This is a genomic window from Kineosporia succinea, assembly GCF_030811555.1.
In the GTDB taxonomy this organism is placed as follows: domain Bacteria; phylum Actinomycetota; class Actinomycetes; order Actinomycetales; family Kineosporiaceae; genus Kineosporia; species Kineosporia succinea.
Genome location: NZ_JAUSQZ010000001.1, coordinates 7,768,234 through 7,787,237, shown reverse-complemented (window position 1 = coordinate 7,787,237; position 19,004 = coordinate 7,768,234). Strand labels below are relative to the sequence as shown.

14 protein-coding genes and 1 pseudogene are annotated in these 19,004 nt (G+C 71.4%); 10 read left to right on the top strand and 5 right to left on the bottom strand.

The window, feature by feature from the left end; all coding sequences use genetic code 11:
• The first annotated feature begins 254 nt into the window (after positions 1 to 254).
• On the top strand, positions 255 to 1,697 hold the full coding sequence (locus tag J2S57_RS33985; protein WP_307250479.1) for an ATP-grasp domain-containing protein: 1,443 nt from the start codon (positions 255 to 257) through the stop codon (positions 1,695 to 1,697).
• Here J2S57_RS33985 and J2S57_RS33980 read toward each other — a convergent pair.
• Entirely contained in the window at positions 1,686 to 2,393 is a 708-nt protein-coding gene (locus J2S57_RS33980; RefSeq protein WP_307250477.1) for a thioesterase II family protein, read from the bottom strand. The two genes, J2S57_RS33985 and J2S57_RS33980, sit on opposite strands and share 12 nt — an antisense overlap.
• A 250-nt stretch (positions 2,394 to 2,643) precedes the next feature.
• On the opposite strand from J2S57_RS33980, the gene J2S57_RS33975 reads away from it, so the two are divergent.
• Positions 2,644 to 3,942, top strand: coding sequence for a cation:proton antiporter (locus J2S57_RS33975; protein ID WP_307250475.1), 1,299 nt, complete (start codon positions 2,644 to 2,646; stop codon positions 3,940 to 3,942).
• An 84-nt stretch (positions 3,943 to 4,026) separates the two neighbouring features.
• Here the strand turns inward: J2S57_RS33975 and J2S57_RS33970 are convergent, their stop codons facing one another.
• The gene (locus J2S57_RS33970) at positions 4,027 to 4,836 is read right to left on the bottom strand and encodes a pectate lyase-like domain-containing protein (RefSeq protein ID WP_307250473.1); all 810 of its coding nucleotides are present in this window, start codon (positions 4,834 to 4,836) and stop codon (positions 4,027 to 4,029) included.
• A gap of 411 nt (positions 4,837 to 5,247) precedes the next feature.
• Here J2S57_RS33970 and J2S57_RS33965 point away from each other — a divergent pair, with 411 nt between their 5' ends.
• The 3 genes from J2S57_RS33965 to J2S57_RS33955 all read left to right on the top strand — a co-directional run bounded on the left by J2S57_RS33965 (position 5,248) and on the right by J2S57_RS33955 (position 9,935).
• Positions 5,248 to 7,902, top strand: coding sequence for a glycosyltransferase (locus J2S57_RS33965; protein WP_307250471.1), 2,655 nt, complete (start codon positions 5,248 to 5,250; stop codon positions 7,900 to 7,902).
• Positions 7,902 to 9,329, top strand: coding sequence for a radical SAM protein (locus J2S57_RS33960; RefSeq protein ID WP_307250469.1), 1,428 nt, complete (start codon positions 7,902 to 7,904; stop codon positions 9,327 to 9,329). The genes J2S57_RS33965 and J2S57_RS33960 overlap by 1 nt, the downstream gene beginning before the upstream one ends.
• A 78-nt stretch (positions 9,330 to 9,407) precedes the next feature.
• Positions 9,408 to 9,935: an META domain-containing protein gene (locus J2S57_RS33955; RefSeq protein ID WP_307250466.1), complete on the top strand. Its 528-nt coding sequence runs from the start codon at positions 9,408 to 9,410 to the stop codon at positions 9,933 to 9,935.
• Here the strand turns inward: J2S57_RS33955 and J2S57_RS33950 are convergent.
• Together J2S57_RS33950 and J2S57_RS33945 are read right to left on the bottom strand one after the other, a co-directional pair.
• Positions 9,932 to 10,717: an aldo/keto reductase gene (locus tag J2S57_RS33950; protein ID WP_370882738.1), complete on the bottom strand. Its 786-nt coding sequence runs from the start codon at positions 10,715 to 10,717 to the stop codon at positions 9,932 to 9,934. The two genes, J2S57_RS33955 and J2S57_RS33950, sit on opposite strands and share 4 nt — an antisense overlap.
• A 108-nt stretch (positions 10,718 to 10,825) precedes the next feature.
• Entirely contained in the window at positions 10,826 to 12,226 is a 1,401-nt protein-coding gene (locus J2S57_RS33945; RefSeq protein ID WP_307250463.1) for an MFS transporter, read from the bottom strand.
• 118 nt (positions 12,227 to 12,344) lie between these two features.
• Between J2S57_RS33945 and J2S57_RS33940 the strand changes: the two are divergent.
• From J2S57_RS33940 to J2S57_RS33920, 5 genes and pseudogenes are all read left to right on the top strand, one after another.
• Positions 12,345 to 12,780 (top strand): annotated as a pseudogene (locus J2S57_RS33940) (MarR family winged helix-turn-helix transcriptional regulator).
• A 313-nt stretch (positions 12,781 to 13,093) separates the two neighbouring features.
• Positions 13,094 to 14,719, top strand: a complete 1,626-nt coding sequence (locus J2S57_RS33935) for a GGDEF domain-containing protein (protein WP_307250460.1) — start codon at positions 13,094 to 13,096, stop codon at positions 14,717 to 14,719.
• A gap of 165 nt (positions 14,720 to 14,884) precedes the next feature.
• Positions 14,885 to 16,129, top strand: coding sequence for a DUF1996 domain-containing protein (locus tag J2S57_RS33930; protein WP_307250458.1), 1,245 nt, complete (start codon positions 14,885 to 14,887; stop codon positions 16,127 to 16,129).
• Between the two features lie 169 nt (positions 16,130 to 16,298).
• Positions 16,299 to 17,549, top strand: coding sequence for a hydroxymethylglutaryl-CoA lyase-like TIM-barrel protein (locus J2S57_RS33925; protein ID WP_307250457.1), 1,251 nt, complete (start codon positions 16,299 to 16,301; stop codon positions 17,547 to 17,549).
• Complete coding sequence (locus tag J2S57_RS33920; RefSeq protein ID WP_307250455.1) at positions 17,546 to 18,160, top strand: hypothetical protein; 615 nt, start codon at positions 17,546 to 17,548, stop codon at positions 18,158 to 18,160. Before J2S57_RS33925 ends, J2S57_RS33920 begins: the two co-directional genes overlap by 4 nt.
• Before the next feature lie 6 nt (positions 18,161 to 18,166).
• On the opposite strand, the gene J2S57_RS33915 is transcribed toward J2S57_RS33920, so the two are convergent.
• On the bottom strand, positions 18,167 to 18,982 hold the full coding sequence (locus J2S57_RS33915) for an SDR family NAD(P)-dependent oxidoreductase (protein WP_307250453.1): 816 nt from the start codon (positions 18,980 to 18,982) through the stop codon (positions 18,167 to 18,169).
• Positions 18,983 to 19,004: the final 22 nt, after the last annotated feature.

Genomic DNA, 19,004 nt, shown 5'->3' with positions numbered 1-19,004 from the left:
GTGTCACCGGGAACGAGGGGAGTTGCGAGGAATCCCTGAAAAGGGGCCTCTGACAGGCGCAACCAAACCCTAGGTCCGAGATGTCCGAAAGGTCAATGTAATCTGAATGAGACAAAGCGTTGTCCAGGCCGGTCGCGCGGGCCGCTCGCGCAGGCGTGCGATCGGGTGGCCGGCCTCCGGCCGATACCGTCACGGAAGCAGGTGCTCCGGTGGAAAATGCTGAACAGCAACAGTTTCGGATGCTTCAGCGGGCCATGCGCCATCCGTTCGCCGAACCCGGCCCGGGAACCCTGGTGGTGCTGCCGAGCATGACGCTCGGTGCAGCGGGGCTGGCGAAGATACCCGGCGTCATGCACTACGAGGAGCGCATGCTCTACGCCCTGCGGAAACTGCGCCGCCCGGGCGGGCGTGTGGTGTTCCTCAGCAGCGTCGGCATCGATCCGGCGTTCCTGCGCTACTCCCTGCAACTGATGGCACCGGATGCCGAATCCTGGCGCCGCCTGACCCTTTTACCGTGTGACGACCCCGACCCGGTTCCGCTCACCGTGAAGATCCGGCGCAGCCCGGCACTCGTGCACCGGTTGCGGCAGGCGATCGGCGACCCGGCCGACGCCCTGATCATCGCGTTCAACGGCTCCCCGCAAGAGCGTTCCCTGGCCCTGGAGCTGGGGGTCCCGCTGTTCGCCCCCGATCCGGACCTGGCGGTGCTGGGCACCAAGAGCGGCGGCCGCACGTTCTTCCGGGCGGCCGGGCTACCGGTCGCGGAGGGCGTCGAGGGCCTGCGCGACGAGGGTGACGTGGTGGGGGCGCTCGCCGAGTTGCGCTCGCGACAGCCCGATCTGGCGGCGGCGATGGTCAAGCTGAACGAGGGGTTCGGCGCCAGCGGCAACGCCACCTTCAGCTTCGCCGGCGCTCCGGGACCCGGCCCCGGGCTGGTGCGCTGGATCGCCCGGGAGCTGCCGTCCCGGGCCGTCTACGGTTCCCCGCCCGACGACTGGGCGCACTACCGGCAGGAACTCGAACGGTGCGGCGCCGCCGTGGAGTGTTTCGTGCAGGGCGAGGAGGTGACGTCGCCGTCGGCCCAGGTGATGCTGGTGCCCGGGCAGGAGGCGCGGGTCGTGTCCACCCAGGACCAGGTGCTCGGTGGCCCGGAGCGGCAGATCTTCACCGGGGCCACCTTCCCGGCCCGGCCGGAGTACCGGCGTCAGATCCGCCGCCTGGCCGGTCAGGCCGGTCAGGCCCTGGCCGCGGCCGGGGTCACCGGCCTGGTCAGTGTCGACTTCGTCTCGGCCCGCACCGGGACGCACTGGCAGCACCACGCCGTCGAGGTGAACCTGCGCATGGGGGGCGGCACGGCCCCTTACTTCTTCGTCGATGCCTTGGTGCAGGGGACTTTCGACGAGACGGCCGAGGAGTACGTGGCGCCCGACGGTCGTCCCCGGGTGTACTTCGCCACCGACCGCCTGATCGACCCGGCCTACCGCTCCCTCGATCCGGAGGCGGCGATCCGGGCCCTCGAGCGCAGCGGCACCGCGTTCAGCGACGCGAGCCGCACGGGGACGTTCGGGTACATGCTGGGCGCGCTGGAGATCGGGCGTCTGGGGGTGATCTCCGTGGCCACGGCCCTCCCGGCCGCCCGGGCCGGGTACCGGCGGGTGGCCGAAGAGCTCCGGGAGAGCAGCCGGTCACGTCTCTAGCGCGGCCCGGAAGGTGTCGGGGTCGTGCACGAAGAAGTGCGACCCCGGTACCTCGAACCGGGTCAGGCCGGCCCCGGCCAGGGCCTTCCAGCCGTCCTGCGACCAGACCGGGGCCACCGGGTCGTCTCTCGCACCGATCGTCACCAGGGGCACCCGTACCGTCAGACCCTCTGCCGGGGGCCAGGTCTCGGCCAGCCGGAGATCGGCCCGCAGCATCGGGAAGAACAGCCGGCGCAGGGCCGGTGCGGCGAGCACCTCGGGCGGCGTCTGCGTCAGGTCGCCCAGGCCGGCGGCGAGCTCGGGGTCGGGGAGGTCGTGCAGGCGGGGGAGCAGGCTGGGCACGTCCGGTGAACGGCAACCGGCCAGAACGAGTTTCAGCGGCGCCGGGGTGAGACGGGCGACGGTCGCCTGGTAGGCGAGCATCGCGCCGAGGCTGTGCCCGAACAGGACGTAGGGCGGCTCGATCTGGCCGTTCACGGCGTCCGCGAAGGCGGTGACCGCCTCGTCCCAGTCCTCGAGCGGGGTTTCCCGCAGCCGTCTCTCGCGGCCGGGCAGCCGGGTGCCGATCACCTCGAGACGGCCGGGCACCCGGCCGGGCCAGTGCTGGAAGACACTCGCCCCGCCTCCGGCGTGGGGCAGGCAGACCAGCCGGACGGGGGCGGGCGGTCCGTATCTCTCGAACCAGTGCGACGTCACGGGGTCCACGAGACAGGCGCGAGGCCCGTGAAAGTACCTCCGGGACAGCGGGAGTACAGCGGCAGTGGCCGGTGGCGCCGCAAAGCGCGGATCTGGGAAGGACCTCGGGGCGGGGGTCCGCGCGACGGCGGGTCGTCGCGCAGAATGGGGGGCCGCGGCGTCCCGACGTCGCCCCGATCCCGGAATCCCCGCCGGAGCGCTGCGTCCCGGTCCGGAGCGCCGGACATCCGTTCCCGGAGGGGAGCCCGCCGTGCACAGTCACGCCACGCCCGCCGACCTGACCCTGGCCCACGTGCTCACCGCCGTCGCCGTCATCCTCCTCGTCGGCGCCGCGCTGGCCGGGCTGGCGCGCCGGTTCGGTCAGCCCCCGGTGCTGGGGGAGATCGCCGCCGGCATCGCCCTCGGCCCCAGCCTGCTCGGGCTGTTCCCCGGCGACCTGCCCGGGCACCTGTTCCCGCCGGAGGTCCGCTCGAGCCTGTCGGTGGTGGCCAACGTCGGTCTGCTGCTGTTCATGTTCGGGATCGGCTGGGAGTTCAACCGTGGTCTCCTGGCCGGGCGGCGTCTCACGGCCGGGGCCGTGTCGGGTTTCTCGGTCCTGGTCGCCTTCGGGCTGGGGGCGGCGCTGGCGCTGGTGCTCTACCCCGAGCACGACGTGGTGAACGGCGCGGTCATCGATCACACGGGCTTCGTGTTCTTCCTCGGGGCGGCGATGGCGATCACCGCGTTCCCCGTGCTGGCCCGGATCCTGGGCGACTCCGGGCTGCTCCGCACCCGGGTGGGCGCTCTGGCGCTGGCCGGTGCCGCCGTGGACGACGTGATCGCCTGGTGCCTGCTGGCATTCGTCTCGGCCACGGTCACCGCCCGCGGGCAGGGGCAGCTGCTCGGGATCCTGGCGCTGTCCGTGGGCTATCTGATCGTCATGTTCGCCGTCGTGCGCCCGCTCCTGGCCGTGCTGGTGCCGGCCATCGCCCGCCGGGGTGGGCTGCTGCACCTCCTTCCGGTGCTGGCCGCCGCCGTGTTCCTGTCGGCGTGCGCCACGACCTGGATCGGCATCCACGCCATCTTCGGGGCCTTCGTCCTGGGCTTCGTGATGCCGCGCGACGAGAGCAGTGTTCCGGTGCGCCCGCTGCTCAAGGGCACCACGGCCGTCCTGCTGCCGGTCTTCTTCATCGTCACCGGGCTGAACGTCGACATCGCCTCGCTCAGTGCCCGCAACTACCTGGAGCTCGCCGCGATCCTGGTGGTCGCCTGCGCGGGCAAGTTCATCGGGGCGTGCGTCCCGGCCCGGGCCGCGGGAATGCCCTGGCGCGAGGCCGGTGTGCTCGGCGTCCTGATGAACACCCGCGGCCTGACCGAGCTGATCATCCTGAACGCCGGTGTCCAGCTGGGTGTCCTGGACACCCAGCTGTTCACCATGATGGTCGTGATGGCGCTGGTGACCACCGCCATGGCGGGCCCCTTGCTGGTGCTCCTGCGCAGGGTGGAGGCCCCCGGGACGCCGGAGCTCCACCCGGAAGCGCCGGTTCCCGCCGTCCCGGACACCCGGTGATCGTGATCCTCACCTGAGGCAGCGAACCGCGGAACTGAACGGGGGACGCACCGGGGCCCCGACGCGTCCCCCGTTCGGCAGCGCTCAGGGATACTCGGTGAGGCGCGCCGACATCGCCCCCGCGCCCCCGGCGCTGTCGCCCTGGTCGTTCACGATCTGCGCGATGGTGCCCTGGTTGCCGCCCAGCGACACGGTGACCAGGTGGTGCAGCCTCACGCCCGCGGTCTCCGGCACCTGGAACGCGCGGTCGGCCACGATCGAGCTGTCGACGTTGACGAAGCAGTAGCTGCCCAGACCCCAGGCCTCGTGCTCCTTCACGTCGTCGGCCACCTGGTAGGCCGGGAGGCCCCGCGCCGAGCCGTTCACGAACGCGGCCTGGTCCGGCGGGTCGTACGGCATCTCGTTCTGGTAGAAGAAGACCCGGCCGCGCTCACCGTCCCAGCGCGTGTTGAGGCCCTGGTAGTGCGCGACGAAGAGGCCGTACAGGGTCACGTCGTCACCGCTGACGATGAGGCCGGTCCTCGCGGTGTTCACGGTCCAGCCGATCGTGGAACCACCCGCGTCGTCGTGGTCGGCCCGCCAGATCCACAGATGGTCGCCGATCACGTTGTCGCTGTTGACGATCAGGCTGCGCTCGGCCCTGGCCCTGCTGTGGCCGCCCGCGCGCAGGAACACGTCGTGCAGCGACGTCGGGTTGCTCGCGTGACTCGCCGAGGCACCCTTCGGCCCGATCCGCGCCAGTGCGTACGACGAGGTGGTGGCCAGGGCCGCGTTGATCTGGGCGACGGTGTTCGAGGGCTTCGCCACGAAGAACTCACCGATCGGGATCGACGTGCCCGCGGTCGTGCCGTTCTCCCCGGAGGTGCCCGCGACGTCCGTGCGCAGGGCCGGCACGAACACCTGGTGGGCGCCGCCGTCGTCGACGTACGGCGCCCCCCGAGGACGGTGCGGCGGGCCGGCTTGTTCACGGGTTCTCCTGACGATCTCGGCTGCACGGCCCCGGCATCCAACTCCCGCACCGCATCAAGGCCCAACGTCGCTCCGGTCGGGTGACGCGGGCCGGCCGCCTGGGCCCACGGTCGGCTGACCAGCGGTGATGACCGGACCGGGTTAGCCGGGCGTTGTGCCGCGAACAGGCCGTTCCCAAGAATCCTTTTCGCGCCCGGCTATGCCACTTCTCACTGAACTCCCCGGCGAGGATCCGCGTAACGCCGCACCGGGGCCCGGTCGACGTGCGCTCGTGGGGCAAATCGGGTTAAAAAGGATCTTGCCGAGTGCCCGATGACGTGACCTTGGGGAGTTCGCATGCCTGAATCCGTGCTCTGGTGTGTGTCGTTCGACGGAACGCCGCTGTCCGGTGTGGTCGTCGAGTCGCTGAAGCTGGCGGACGCCTTCCGGCAGCGCGGGCACCGTGTGCTTCTCGACGTGGGCTACGACATCAAGGAGGACAAGGGCCGGTTCTTCGCGCCGTACACCGACGAGGCCGACGGTCTGCCGCCCTGGGTCGAGCTGGTCCGCGTCGACGGCCTCGACTCGATCCCCTGGTACAACCCCGCCTTCGTCGCCTCCACGTTGCGGGCCGTGCGGTTCGGCACCCCGCTGCAGGGCTGTTTCGACGTGGTGGTCGAGGCCCTGGCCCGGCGCATCGAGGCGACCTGGCGGCGGCACGGGGTCACCGCGGTGCTGGTCGGCAACGGCACCCTGCCGGAGAACATCGCCTACACGCGGGCCCTCTACCGGGCGATCGATCGCTACGGGCCCGCGATCGGGCGTCCTTTCGTGCTCTGGCACGACCACGACCTGATGTGGACGAGCGAACCGTCGAGCGGCAAGTACGGCTCCCCGCCCTACCCGCTGGCCCCGAAACCGCTGAACAGCCCGTACATCCGTTACCTGGCGCTGCACGAAGACGCGCGTCGCCGCACCCTGGAATGGGTTCCGGACCTGCGAGACCTGCGGGTGCTGCACAACACCTTCGACTTCGAGCGCTCCGCCGTGGGCATCGGCTTCCGTGAGGCCCACGGCATCCCCGCCGAGGCCGCGCTGATCGCCCGCTGCACCCGCCTGATCCCGCAGAAACGCGCCGATCGCGAGATCGACCTGATCGCGGCGCTGCGCCACCGCATCCACGACCGGCCGGTGTACCTGTTCCTGGCCGGCGACCCGACCGAGCACCCGCCCACCGTCGCGGCCCTGGAGGAGCAGGCGCGGCGGCTCGGGGTGAGCGACCGGGTGATCTTCGGCGGCCGGCTCGCACCCCGCGATCTCGACGTGCCGCACGCCTTCTCGGTCGCCGACCTGCTCGCCGAGGCCGACCTGATGTCGTTCCTGACCTCGTACGACTACGAGAGCTACGGCAACCCGATCGGCGAGGCGATCGCGTCCGGCGTGCCCTACCTGACCACGCGTTACGCGCTCTACGACACGGTCTACGGCCGCAAGGGCCTGCACGCGCCGGTTCTCGAGGTCTCCTCCCAGGACGAGGCGCCCCTGACCCCGGAGTTCCTCGCCGACGTGGTCGAGCTTCTGACCAATCCCCGCCTGCACAGCCGGGTCTCGGCGCACAACCGGGCCCGGGGTGAGCGCTACTTCGGCCGGAGCCGAGCGGCGGAGACGGTGGACGATCTGCTCACCGGTGTGGTCACGGCGCCGGTGTGGGCGGGAGACACCGTGCCGCCGCTGGAGGCCGGCACCCGGATGACGGTGGTGCTGCCGGTCAAGGACGAGGCCGCGAACCTGCCGGCGGTGATCGAAGGTCTGGCCGGCCAGACCGGTCCCGGCGGCCCGCTGGATCGCGGCCTGTTCGACATCCTGCTGGTGGACAACAACTCCCGCGACGAGACGGTCTCGCTGGCCCGTGAGCTCGCGTCCCGTCACGAGGGGCTGCGGCTGTGGGTGATCCACGAGAGCGAGCAGGGCGTTTCGTGTGCCCGGCGCACCGGCATGGACCTGGCCGCGGCCCGGGCCGCGGAGCGGGACGGCGACGACGCCACGCGCCGCTTCTACCTGGTCTCGGCCGACGCCGACTGCCGGGTGGCCCCCGACTGGCTGTGGGAACTGCTGTCGGCGATGGACGGGGAGAAGGCTGCGATCGGGGTGTGCGACTACTACTACGACGCGGCGCATTTCGCGGGCCGCCCGCTGCTGTGGGAGGCGATCGACCGCACGATCCGCAGCCGCCGGGTGGCCTGGTCACGATTCGGCGGGTTTCCCGACGGCAAGGGGTTCGCGGTCGACCGGCGCTCCTACCAGCGTGTGGGGGGCATCGAGCTGTCGTACCAGATGGAGAACGGCCGCCTGGTCAGTCACCTGTCCGACGACTGGGACTTCGGCATCCTGGTGCGGGCCACCGGCGAGGACATTGTCTACGTGCCGGGTTCGCGGGTCGAGATCAACCCGCGGCGGGTGGATCACGCGATCGACGAGGTGGTGGCCGGGCGGGCGTACGGCTCGGGTGGCATCATCACCATGCGCGACATCCGGCCCACCGAGTCGATGAGGCCGGGCGGCCGTGACCTCACCGAGGCGGAAGCGGTTCAGGCCTGGGAGTTCTCGATCAAGGACTTCATGCCGAAGAACATGATCCTGGCCGCCGTGCTCACCCCTTCGCTGCTCGACGACGAGGGCGTGATCGACCTGCTCTCGCCCGGGCTGGCGCGGCGGATGGCCGCGCGCATCCCGGAGATCACGGCCGACACGCACCTGCACAGTTACCTGCCGATCCACTCGTACAAGACGCCCTGTTTCCGGCTGTACTTCGAGTTCGCCGAGGAGCTGTTCGCCCGTCTGCGCGCGAAGGTCGGCCCGGACATCGGGTATCCGCCGCCCCTGCCCGACTGCCTCCAGGAGGTGCGCGACACCGGTGACGAAGACCGGTTCCGCGAGATGGTGCGGCAGTACTGCGAAGACCGGGAATCCGGCGAGGCCCACGACTATTTCGGCAACGGAGGCGTGTTCTGATGGATTCGCTCACCACGATCGACCCGGCGTTCCCCCGGCCGGCCGTCATCGACGTGCTCGAACGGCCCGAGAACGCGGCGCTGCTGGAGTACGTCACCAACGACCCCTTCGGTTCCCACGTGTTCCCGGGAGACATCCCCGACGTCTCCCCGTCGTCCTTCATCGACGACCTCGACGCGCAACTGGCCGGCACCCGCCCCATTCACCTGTGGTCGTACATCCCGACCTGTAGTTACCGGTGCCGTTTCTGCCAGTACCCGGTCGTGATCGTGAAGGGACCCGACGACGTCAGGCGCGAGAAGATCGACCGCTGGGTGGATCTCAACATCGCCGAGGCGAAGCTCTGGCTGGATCGGGTGCCCCGGCTGGCCGAGGCGCCGGTGGGGGAGTTCAACGTCTTCGGCGGCACCCCGTCGCTGATTGGGCTGGACTCGGTGTCGCGCCTGCTCGAGTTCTACCGCTCGCACTTCGGTTTCACCGACGACACCACGATCCGCTTCGAGGGTGACCCGACCACGCTGACCGAGCCGCTGCTGCGTCGTCTTCAGGATCTGGGCTGTTCCAAGGTGTCCTGCGGCGTGCAGTCGTTCGACGACCAGGTGCTGAAACTCAGCGGCCGTGAGCACACCGAGGCCGAGTGCCACGACTTCCTCGACACCACGGCCCGTCTCGGTTACGACTGGGTGACGATCGACCTGATGTACGGCCTGCTCGACCAGACCGTGGAGGGTGTGGCCCGCGACCTCGCCCTCGTGCTGGAACACGACGTGCCCGGCGTGGTCTGCACCAAGCTGCACCTGCGCTCGTACGCCGACACCCGCACCGGCGTGGCCGGTGACCGGCCGGCGGCCTGGCAGTTCCCCTCCTACCGCTCACGTCTGGAGGAGTCCGGGCATCACTGGCCGACCCTCGGTGAGCAGTACCAGATGCGCGAGGTGGTGGCGGCCGGGCTGACCGCGGCCGGGTACGGCGAGCACCCCACCATGTACTTCCACCGGGGCGACAAGCCGCCGGAGCGCTGGAAGGGCATCATGGTCGACCAGACCCGGCAGGACGCGGAGGTCGCGATCGGGCTCGGGGGCAGCTCGAGCTGCCGCCGCTCGGAGGCGATGACCGAGGTGAACGCGCTGAAGTACATCGAGATGGTCGAGGGCGGGGTGCTGCCGCTGGCCTCGGCGACCCGGTTCGGCGACCTGGCCACCGAGTCCCGGGCGATCAAGATGGCGCTCTCGACGCTGCAGCCGCTGCGCGACGAGGTGCACCGTGAGCGTTTCGGCGGACGATCCCTGTTCGACGAGCCCTGGGGTGCGCGGTTCGAGGGGCTGCAGCGGCGCGGATTGCTGGTGGCCGACCGCCCGGCCGGCACGGTCCGGCTGACCGGGGTGGGGGAGGTCCTGGTCGAGGCGGTCATGAATACCGCCTTCTGAGGCGGGAGGGAACCCGGCCGGGACGACCCGCGTCCAAGCCCTGTTCGTTCCGGAATCGGTGGACCAGGGGAGAAGCGCATGCGGGAGACGTGGACGAGCACCGAGGTGCGGGCCGGGCGGCAGACGCTCGCATGGCGTCGCGCCGTCACGCGCACCTGGCCGGCGGCCGGTCTGCTGCTGGTGCTGGCGGCGTGCGGTGCCGAGGACTCCGGCGGTACGGTCACGCCGCGCGACGCGGAACCCGCGCTGCAGCAGGAGATTCTCGGCACCTGGTACCCGCAGAAGATCACCGGGTACGAGGTGCCAAAGGGTCCGCTCGGGGAGAGTTACGGGAACGCCGTCGTCACGTTCAAGGACGACGGCACCTGGGTCGGCAGCGACGGGTGCAACGGCCTGGGCGGGCACTACCAGGTCGGGGAGGCGGGCACCTTCCACGCGCCCGCCGAAGGTGGAACGACCAGGATCGGGTGTGCGAACGTCCCCAACGGTGAGGTGCTCGGCACCGCGACCACGGCGTCCGTCAAGGACGGGGTGCTCACCTTGAGCACGGAGGGCAAGGCGACGGGGCGGTACGTGCGTACGCCGCCCGCCCCGTCGGCGTCCTAGACGTTCACCTGCTCGGGGTGCGGGCCGGTGCGGCCGTCGCGCTCCAGGCCGTCGATCGCGGTGATCTCGTGCGCGGTCAGCTCGAAGCCGAACACGTCGAGGTTCTCCGAGATGCGCTTCGGGGTGACCGATTTCGGGATCACCACGTTGCCCTTCTGCAGGTGCCAGCGGATCACGACCTGGGCGGGGGTGACGCCGTGGGCCGCCGCGGCGGCGGTGACGGGCTCGTCGTCCAGCACGGCGCCCTGGGCCAGCGGGCTCCAGGCCTCGGTGGCGATGTCGTGCTTCCGGTTGGCGGCGACGCTCTCACGGTTCTGCAGGGCCGGGTGCAGTTCGATCTGGTTCACCGCGGGCACGGTGCCGCCCAGTGCGGCGAGCCGTTCCAGGTGCTCGGGCAGGAAGTTGGAGACGCCGATCGCGCGGGTCTTCTGGTCGGCGGCCAGTTCTTCGAGGGCCTGCCAGGTCTCGAGGTAGGCGTCGGTGCGCGGGGCCGGCCAGTGGATCAGGTAGAGGTCCACGGCATCGAGGCCGAGCTTGGCCAGGCTGGTGTCGAGGGCTCTCCTCGCGTTCTCGCGGCCCAGGTCGGAGATCCACAGCTTGGTCGTGACGAACAGCTCGTCGCGGGGGACACCGGATGCGGCCAGGGCCTTTCCGACACCGCGCTCGTTGCCGTAGACCGCGGCCGTGTCGATGCTGCGGTACCCGGCGGCGAGGGCGGTCTCAACGGCGCGCTGGGTCTCGTCGTCGGGGACCTGGAAGACGCCGAAGCCGAGCTGGGGCATGCGGACGCCGTTGTTGAGGGTGATCTCGGGGATCAAGGTGACTCCTACGGTGTTCGGGTCGGTCAGGGACGGGTGAGCGCGGCGCCGGGCTCGGGGTCGGGGTCGGTGTCAGGGCCGGTGGTCGGCGAAGGGGGCCGGTTCGGTGGCCGGTTCGGTGGCAGGCCTGGCGGTCTCCGCGGCGGTCGAGGGAGTGGCGGGCGTGGGAGTGGCGGGCGAGGGAGCGGCCGTCGAAGGGGCGGCGGTTGAGGGAGCGGCGGTCGAGGGAGCGGCGGTCGAGGGAGCGGCGGTTGAGGGAGTGGCGGTTGAGGGAGTGGCGGTCGAGCGAGTGGCAGTCGAGCGAGCGCTGGCCGAGGGGGTGGCGAACTCGCCGCCACGCACCCGGGAGGCGATCGCGAACACGGCGAGCCCGGCCAGCGTGATCCCCGCGCCGGCCCATAGCGGTGAGGTGTAACCCAGTCCGGCGGCCAGGGTGAGGCCCCCGACCCAGGCCCCGAAGGCGTTGCCCAGGTTGAACGCGGCGATGTTGGCGCCCGAGGCGAGCGTAGGGGCGTGCGCGGCGTGGTTCATGATCCGCATCTGCAGGCCGGGCACGGTGGCGAAGCCGAAGCCACCCATCAGCACCATCGCCACGATCGTCGCGGTCCTCGAGCCGGCGGTGAGCGCGAAGAACGTCAGGATCACGGTGAGCGTGGCCAGGACGGTGAGCAGGGTGCGGCCCAGGTCGCGGTCGGATGCACGGCCGCCGAGCAGGTTGCCCGCGAAGGTGCCCGCGCCGAACAGCACGAGCAGCCACGGCACGGTGCCGGCGCTGAATCCGCTGACGTCGGTGAGCGTGTAGGCGATGTAGGTGAAACCGCCGAACATGCCGCCGAAGCCGAGCACGGTGACCAGCATCGAGAGCCAGACCTGAGGGCTGCGGAACAGGGCGAATTCCTTGAGGACGCCGTGGTCGGGCCGGGTGGGCGGCTGCGAGGGGACGAGGGCGAGGATCCCGGTCAGGGCCACGACCCCGATCACGGTGATCGCCCAGAACGTGGCCCGCCAGCCCGCGGCCTGCCCGAGGAACGTGCCCAGCGGGACGCCCAGCACGTTGGCGATGGTCAGGCCGGCGAACATCACCGAGATGGCCCCGGCGCGGCGCTTCTCCTCGACCAGCCCGGCGGCCACGACCGCGCCGATGCCGAAGAACGCGCCGTGGCACAGGGCCGCGACGATGCGCCCGGCCAGCATGACCTCGTAGCTGCCGGCCAGGGCGGACAGGCCGTTGCCGAGGATGAACAGCACGAGCAGGCCGAGCAGGGCCTTCTTGCGGTCGAGCCGGCCGAGCCCGGCGGTGAGCAGGATGCCGCCGACGGCGACCGAGAGGGCGTAGCCGGAGATCAGGTAGCCGGCGGTGGTCTCGGAGACGGCGAAGTCCGCGGCGACCTCGGGCAGCAGCCCGGCGATCACGAACTCCGTCAGCCCGATGCCGAATCCGCCGAGCGCCAGGGCGTAGAGCGCCACGGGCATGGGATTCCCCTTCCGGGAAGTGATGGGTGATAGGCGGCGTCTGCAAATACCGGCGCACGCAACGAGGAGAGATAGTTGCACGCGCGGGATATCCGCGCAAGCTGTTAGAGTTGGGCTCGTGGGTATTGCAGACGATGCGGTCGAGATCCGCGCGCGCGGCTGGCGCACGCTGGCGGCACTCCACGGGCTGATCGAGAGTGAGCTCGAGCGTGTCCTGCAGCGTGAGCACGGCCTCTCGGTCGTGGAGTTCACCGTGCTCGACGCCCTCGGCCGGCAAGACGGCTGGCACATGCGCATGCAGCAGCCTGGCCCGCGCCGCGGCGTTGTCGAGCAGCGCGACCACCCGGCTCGTCAACCGGCTCGAAGACCGGCAGCTGCTCACCCGCGTCCTGTGTGCCGACGACCGCCGCGGCATCTACACCGAGCTGACCCCGGCCGGGCGGGAGCTGCTGGGCGAGGCGCACCCCACGCACGACCGGGTGCTCGAGCAGACCCTGGCCGAGGCGGCCGGGATCCCCGAGCTCGAGGCGCTGGCCGCCACCGTCACGGGCTGAGGCCGGATTCGCGATCGGGCGGCCGAAGTGCGCCTGACCGCACGGATGTCACCCGGTCCCGGACGAGCGCCGGCGGGTTCGCGCGGGCCGGAATCCGGCTCAAACCGCCGGAAGTGGGGCGCTCCCGAGAGCCCGTTCACGTGAATCAGGACCGCGAAGATCACTGCCGACCGCTCTGGGCCGATAGTGTGATCTGGTCTGTCTGCGGGCGTTTGCTGTCTGCTGAGCGACTGATCGTGTGACCCGAGGGGCTTTCGTAGCTGGAGCGGCCAAAGTTACTGGCCGACAGGGAGACGTGAGGAGGGCGACGGGCGTGATCCCGGCACAGGCGGCAGGCGACGTGTCCGCCCGTCAGCACGATGACGCCCTCCGCCGCGCCTACGCGCTGATCGAGGCCTCGCAGGACCGCGACGTCTCCGCCGAGGTCGAGACCCTCGCCGCGCAGGCCCACCTGATCGGCTGGGCCGACGTCACGCTCCTGCTGCACTTCGCCCGCTCGCTCGCCGTGCGCGGCGCCGGGCTCGACGACTCCGAGCACGTGCGGGCCATGCTCCAGGCCGCCGAGGAGCTCGGCGACCCGGCCCTGCTCGCCCTCGCCCTGGCCACCACCGCCCACCGCGCCGCCGTGGTGCGCGTCGCGCAGGCCCCCGACGCCTCCGGCGCCGAGCCCCTGGTGCGCGCGGCCGTGCTGCTCGACGACACCGACAGCCTCGTCGTGCACCGCATTGCCGCCCACCTCGAGGTCGCCAACGCCTTCCACACCCTGGGCCTGTGGGGGCTCGCCCGCGAGCAGTTCGCCCTGGCCGACCCGTTGTTCCGGAGCCAGCGCAACGGCCCCTGGGCCGAGGTCGTGCGCCGGCAGCGGCGTGTCACCCAGATCAACGGCATGGACCTGGCGCTCGACGAGGCCTGCGCCCTGGCCGAGTTCGGCGACTGGGACGCCGCCCGCGAGCTCGCCTGCCGCGAACTGCCCGGCACCCTGCGCGTGCTCGACGCCGACTGGCCGATCAGCTGGGCCGCCACCGTGCACGCCTTCACCGACCTCTTCGCCGCTCTCGCGGGCGAGCCCTCACCGGCCGACCGCGCGTTCGTCGCGAGCCGGGCCGATGACCCCCAGACCGACTCCGGCCTGGCCATGCTCGCGGTGGCCGACGCCTTCCGCGCCCACCACGCCGGTGACCACACCCGGGCCGCCGCGCTCGCGGAGACGGTCGGAAGTGCCATCGGGCCGGACGTTCCCGTGCACGTGCGGCTCCTGGCCCTGAACCTGGCCGCCCACGCGTCCCCGCCGGTGGCCCTCACCTACATCCGGCAGCTGGTCGACCTGCGCTGGAACTCGCGGCTGAGCCGCACCAGCTCGATGCGGGCCGCGATCGAGGCCGAGCGCCGCCGCCTCGAGCACGAGCTGCTGCGCGACCAGGTGTATGTCGACGACCTGACGGGCCTGGGCAACCGCCGCGCCTACTCCGCCTATCTCGAGCGCCTGCGCACCACCTCGATCGTGCGCAACCGGCGGCGCAAGCGGCAGGACGTGGTGATCATGATGATCGACGTCGACCACTTCAAGGCCGTCAACGACACCTTCGGCCACGACGCCGGTGACGAGGTGCTGCGTCGCATCGGCGGGATCCTGGCCGGGCACGTGCGCCCCTCCGACCTGGCGGCCCGGCTCGGTGGCGACGAGTTCGTGGTGGTCATGACCCAGGACGCCGACGGCGTCGGGGCCGAACGCGCCGCCTCGATCCTGACCGCGGTGGAGGCCCACCACTGGGCCGAGATCGGCGACGGCCTGCGCATCTCGATCAGCCTGGGCCTGCACAGCGGCAACCCGGCCGACGTCGACCGGCTGCTCACCGAGGCCGACCGCCAGCTCTACGAGGCCAAGCGCGGCGGACGCGGCCGGCTGGCCGGGGGAGCGACCGCCCGCCCTGGTCGCTGACGTCGGCCCACGGGAGCGGCCGCCCGTGCCCCGGTCGTCACCGGCAGGGCGGTGGGCTTCTCGTACCCGGCTGGGACTTTGGGCCTACAGCGGATGCACAGGGTCGCGATTGGGTCAGGGGTGCGCGTTTCCTGATCCACCCTGACCGTGAGAAGGAGAACCATCGTGTCGCGACGACGTCCCCGGTTGCTGCGCCCGGCGATCGCCCTGGGCACCGCCACCGTCCTGGGGGTGACGGCGGCGGTGATGCTCGGCGTCGGGCCGGGCAACTCCGCCAACCTCTCCCGGGTCCCTCAGCACCACGGGGCCACGTTCCAGCCGGTCGCCGGCTCGGCGGGCGAGAGCGAGCAGGAGATCGGCACGGACGAGGCGGCGGCCTACGCGCAGAAGCTGGGGACCCGGCGCAAACGGCACCCCACGCCCTCGCAGACGAGCGCCCCCACCGCCGTCCCCTCGCCGAGTGCGGCCCCCGGGCAGACCACGTCCCCCGGGCAGACCACAACCCCCGGGCACACCATGACCCCCGGCGCCACGATGACCATGCCCACCGGTGACTGGATCCCGGTGGACCAGGCCGCCTGGAAGGCACAGCTCGACGAGTTCGAGGCCCTGACCCCGCGCACCCCTCCGGCCACCGCGAAGAAGAATCCCGAGTTCAACGCCACCTGCACCTACAGCCACTCCGGCACGAACGACCCGATCGTGTTCCCCGGCCAGGCCGGCAAGTCGCACCTGCACTCGTTCTTCGGCAACGAGAGCACCGACGCGGACACCACCACCGAAGACCTCCTGACGTTCACCTCGACGACCTGCCTGCCGACCGAGGACCACTCGGCGTACTGGATGCCCTCCCTGACCGACCGGAGCACCGGTGCCAAGGTCGAGCCCAAAGAGCTGATCGTCTACTACGGTTCGCTGCTGGACGACAAGACCCGGACCGTCCCGATGCCGAACGGCATGCGCATGGTCGTCGGTGACGCCAAGAAGCAGGAAGCCACCCCGGTCGGCGCCGCGAACCAGTTCTGGTGCGCCGGGGGCCCGGCCGACGGCGTCGCCCGCAGCACCGACGGCAACTGGCCGGTCTGCGAGGACAACGGGTCGCTGCACTTCCTGCAGCGCTTCCCCGACTGCTGGGACGGGAAGAACCTGGACAGCCCCGACCACAAGTCGCACGTCAGTTACGGCGCCGCGGGTACCTGCCCGGCCGCGTTCCCGGTCCGGATCCCCGCGGTCACGTTCGTGGTCAACTACGACACCCCCGGCACCGCGGCCGGGTTCGAGCTGGCCAGCGGGATGGCATCGTCCATGCACTTCGACGGGTTCTTCGCCTGGGACACCAAGACCCTGGCCGACCTGGTCAAGAGCTGCGTCAACCAGCTGGTGACCTGCAGCAAGGAGAAGACCTTCTGATCGGCCGGCTGGTCCTGGGCGGGGTGACCCGCTCAGGACCAGCCCGTTGCGTCCCGCGCCGGGGAACGGTCGCGACACGCCCGGCCGCGTGATCCATTACCCGCCGGTGGCCTGGCTACGCTCGCGTTCCAGTACAGGAAAACGCCGAACACCGACGTGGGGAGAGATCATGGTCGATCTCGTGGTGGAGTCGTCCCGGGCGGGCAAGCTCGTGCTGCTCGAGGAGTGCGCCCGTGACGGCGCCCAGGCCAAGACCCTGATGACGGCCGCCCAGCGCATCGCCGTCGCCCGGGAACAGGGCCGGATCTTCGGCGAGTCCGGCCCCCGGCAGGTGATCTTCGCCGCCGGTTTCCCCTCGATCGCCCCGCAGGAACGCGAGATCACCCGCCGGGTCGCGGCCGAGACCACCGACCGGGTGAGCCCCTCGGCCGTCTGCCGCGGCACCGCCCTCGACGTCGACATGTCGCTCGGCGCCATGCGCGGCATCCCCGGTGCCCGCATCATGGTGATCCTCCCCGCATCGGCGCCCACCGCGTCCGCCATGACCCACACCACCCCCGAACTTGCGCTCGCCGCCGGTCTGGAGACGGTTCGCTCGGCCGTGCAGTACGCCGACGGCACCGCGGTGGACGTGTGCCTGGTGGACGTGCCGCGCGCCGACCGCTCGCTGGTCGCCGACACGGCGGCCCGGCTGAGCGAGGTGGGCGCGGGCGTCGTGGTGCTGGCCGACACGATCGGGCAGTGGCACCCGCACCAGGCCGGCGAGACCTTCGCCGCCGTCCAGGCCCAGGCCGGCCCGGACGTGGTGCTGGGCACGCACTTCCACAACGACCTCGGCCTCGGGCTGGCCAACTCGCTGGCCGCCGCGCGGGCCGGGGCCCGGGTGGTGTCCAGCTCCTGGCTCGGTATCGCCGAACGCTCCGGTCTGCCGGCCACCGAGCAGGTGCTGTTCGCGACGGCCTACGAGAAGGAGTCCACCGCGGCGGTGTTCGGGCCGGACGCCGACCCCTGGTGGGAACAGCCGGACCTCACGCTGCTGCCCGGGATCGCGGCCACGGTCTCGGAGATCACCGGTGTGCCGATCGACGTGACCACCCCGATCGTCGGCAGCGGCGTCGGCTCGATCTCCACCGGCACCCCGTTCGCCCACCCGCGCACCTATCAGCCGTTCGACCCGCAGACCGTGCTCGGGGTGCGGCCCACCGTGCTGCTGACCCACCTGGCCAGCCGCCGGGTGGTGCGGGTCGTCGCCACCGAACTGGGGCACGAGCTCGACGAGGAACAGGCCACCGCGGCGCTGGCCTGGGTGAAGAACCGTGCCTACACCAGTGGGCAGGCGGTCGTGCCGCGCGAGAACTTCGCCGGGTTCCTCGACGGACTGTGCATCGCGGGCTCGGCCGGGACGGGGCAGTGGCCGTGATCGTCGAACCGGCCCGGGCCCGTGAGCTCCTCGAGCAGGGGCAGGCCGTGGTCCTGCCCAACCCCAGCCCGCTCACCTGCGTGGTCGCGGCCACCTCACCGGCCGTGGTCAACGCCGCCAAGGGCCGGCCCGAGCGGCAGAACGTGGCCGTGTGGGGCCTGGACGACGACTTCTGGTCGCTGCTGCGCCCTTTCATCGACCTGCCGGACACCCCGTTCGCCTTCGACCTGCTGCGCAGGCACCCGGTCACGGCCCTGCTGCCGGTGCGCGGGCCGCTGCCCCGCTGGGCCGAACCGGCCGTGCGGGACCGTCAGATCCTGCTCTTCGGCACCCGCTGGGAACCGGTCGCCGAGGCCGTGGCCGGTTTCGGTCACCTGTACGTGAGCAGCGCGAACCGCACCGGGCGGCCCCCGGCCGCCACGGCCGCCCAGGCCCGTGAGATGTTCGGTGACCGGTGCGCGATCGTCGACCGCGACGTCCACCATTCACCGCACCTCACGCACCGGGCGACCACCATGGTGCGCATCGCGCCCGACGGCTCGGTGCACCTCGCCCGCTCGGGAGCCACGGACGAGGTGGTCACCGACGTGGTGAGCTCACCGCGGTCGTAGGGCCCCTCACCCCACGCGGGTGCCGAAAGCCTTCTCGGACACCGTCTGCCAGTCCCGCCAGGTCCGCAGCCGGTCGGCGTAGATGGCTTCGATCTGCGGGATGACGTTGCCCAGAATCAGCCGCCGAGGCGGGTTCTCGGCGTCGATGAGGTCGAGAACCGCCTGTTTCGTGGCCTCCGGGTCGCCGATCTCGAAGGTGGTGGCCGTGCGGGCGCGGGTCTCGGCGTAGTCGGGCAGCTCGGCGCTGTGCCGCGAGCCCTTCGAGAGCCAGTTGGTGGCGTACGGGCCGGGTTCCACGCAGGTGACGTGAACGCCGAACCCCTCGACCTCCTGGGCCAGGGACTCCGAGAGACCTTCCACGGCCCACTTCGAGGCGTGGTAGGCGCCGATGCCCGGATACGCGCGCACCCCGCCCTCGCTCGTGACCTGCAGCAGGCGCCCGCCCTTCTGGGCCCGCAGCACGGGCAGCACGGCCTGCGTGACCCAGACGGCACCGAAGAAGTTGGTCTCCATCTGCCGGCGCAGCTCCCGCTCGGTCACCTCCTCGACCATGCCGAAATGCCCGTACCCGGCGTTGTTCACGACCACGTCGATGCGCCCGAAGCGCTGCACCGCGGCGTCCACCGCCGCGAAAACCGCCTCCCGGTCGGTGACATCGAGTTCCAGAGGCAGGACCGCGTCCGCGAATCGCGTGGTGAGGCCGTCGAGGTCCCCGATCGATCGCGCGGTCGCGACCACCCGGTCGCCGCGCTCCAGGGCGGCCTGCGCCCAGAGCCGGCCGAACCCGCTGGAGGTACCGGTGACGAACCAGATCGTGCTCATGTGTGGTGCTCCTTCCGACACC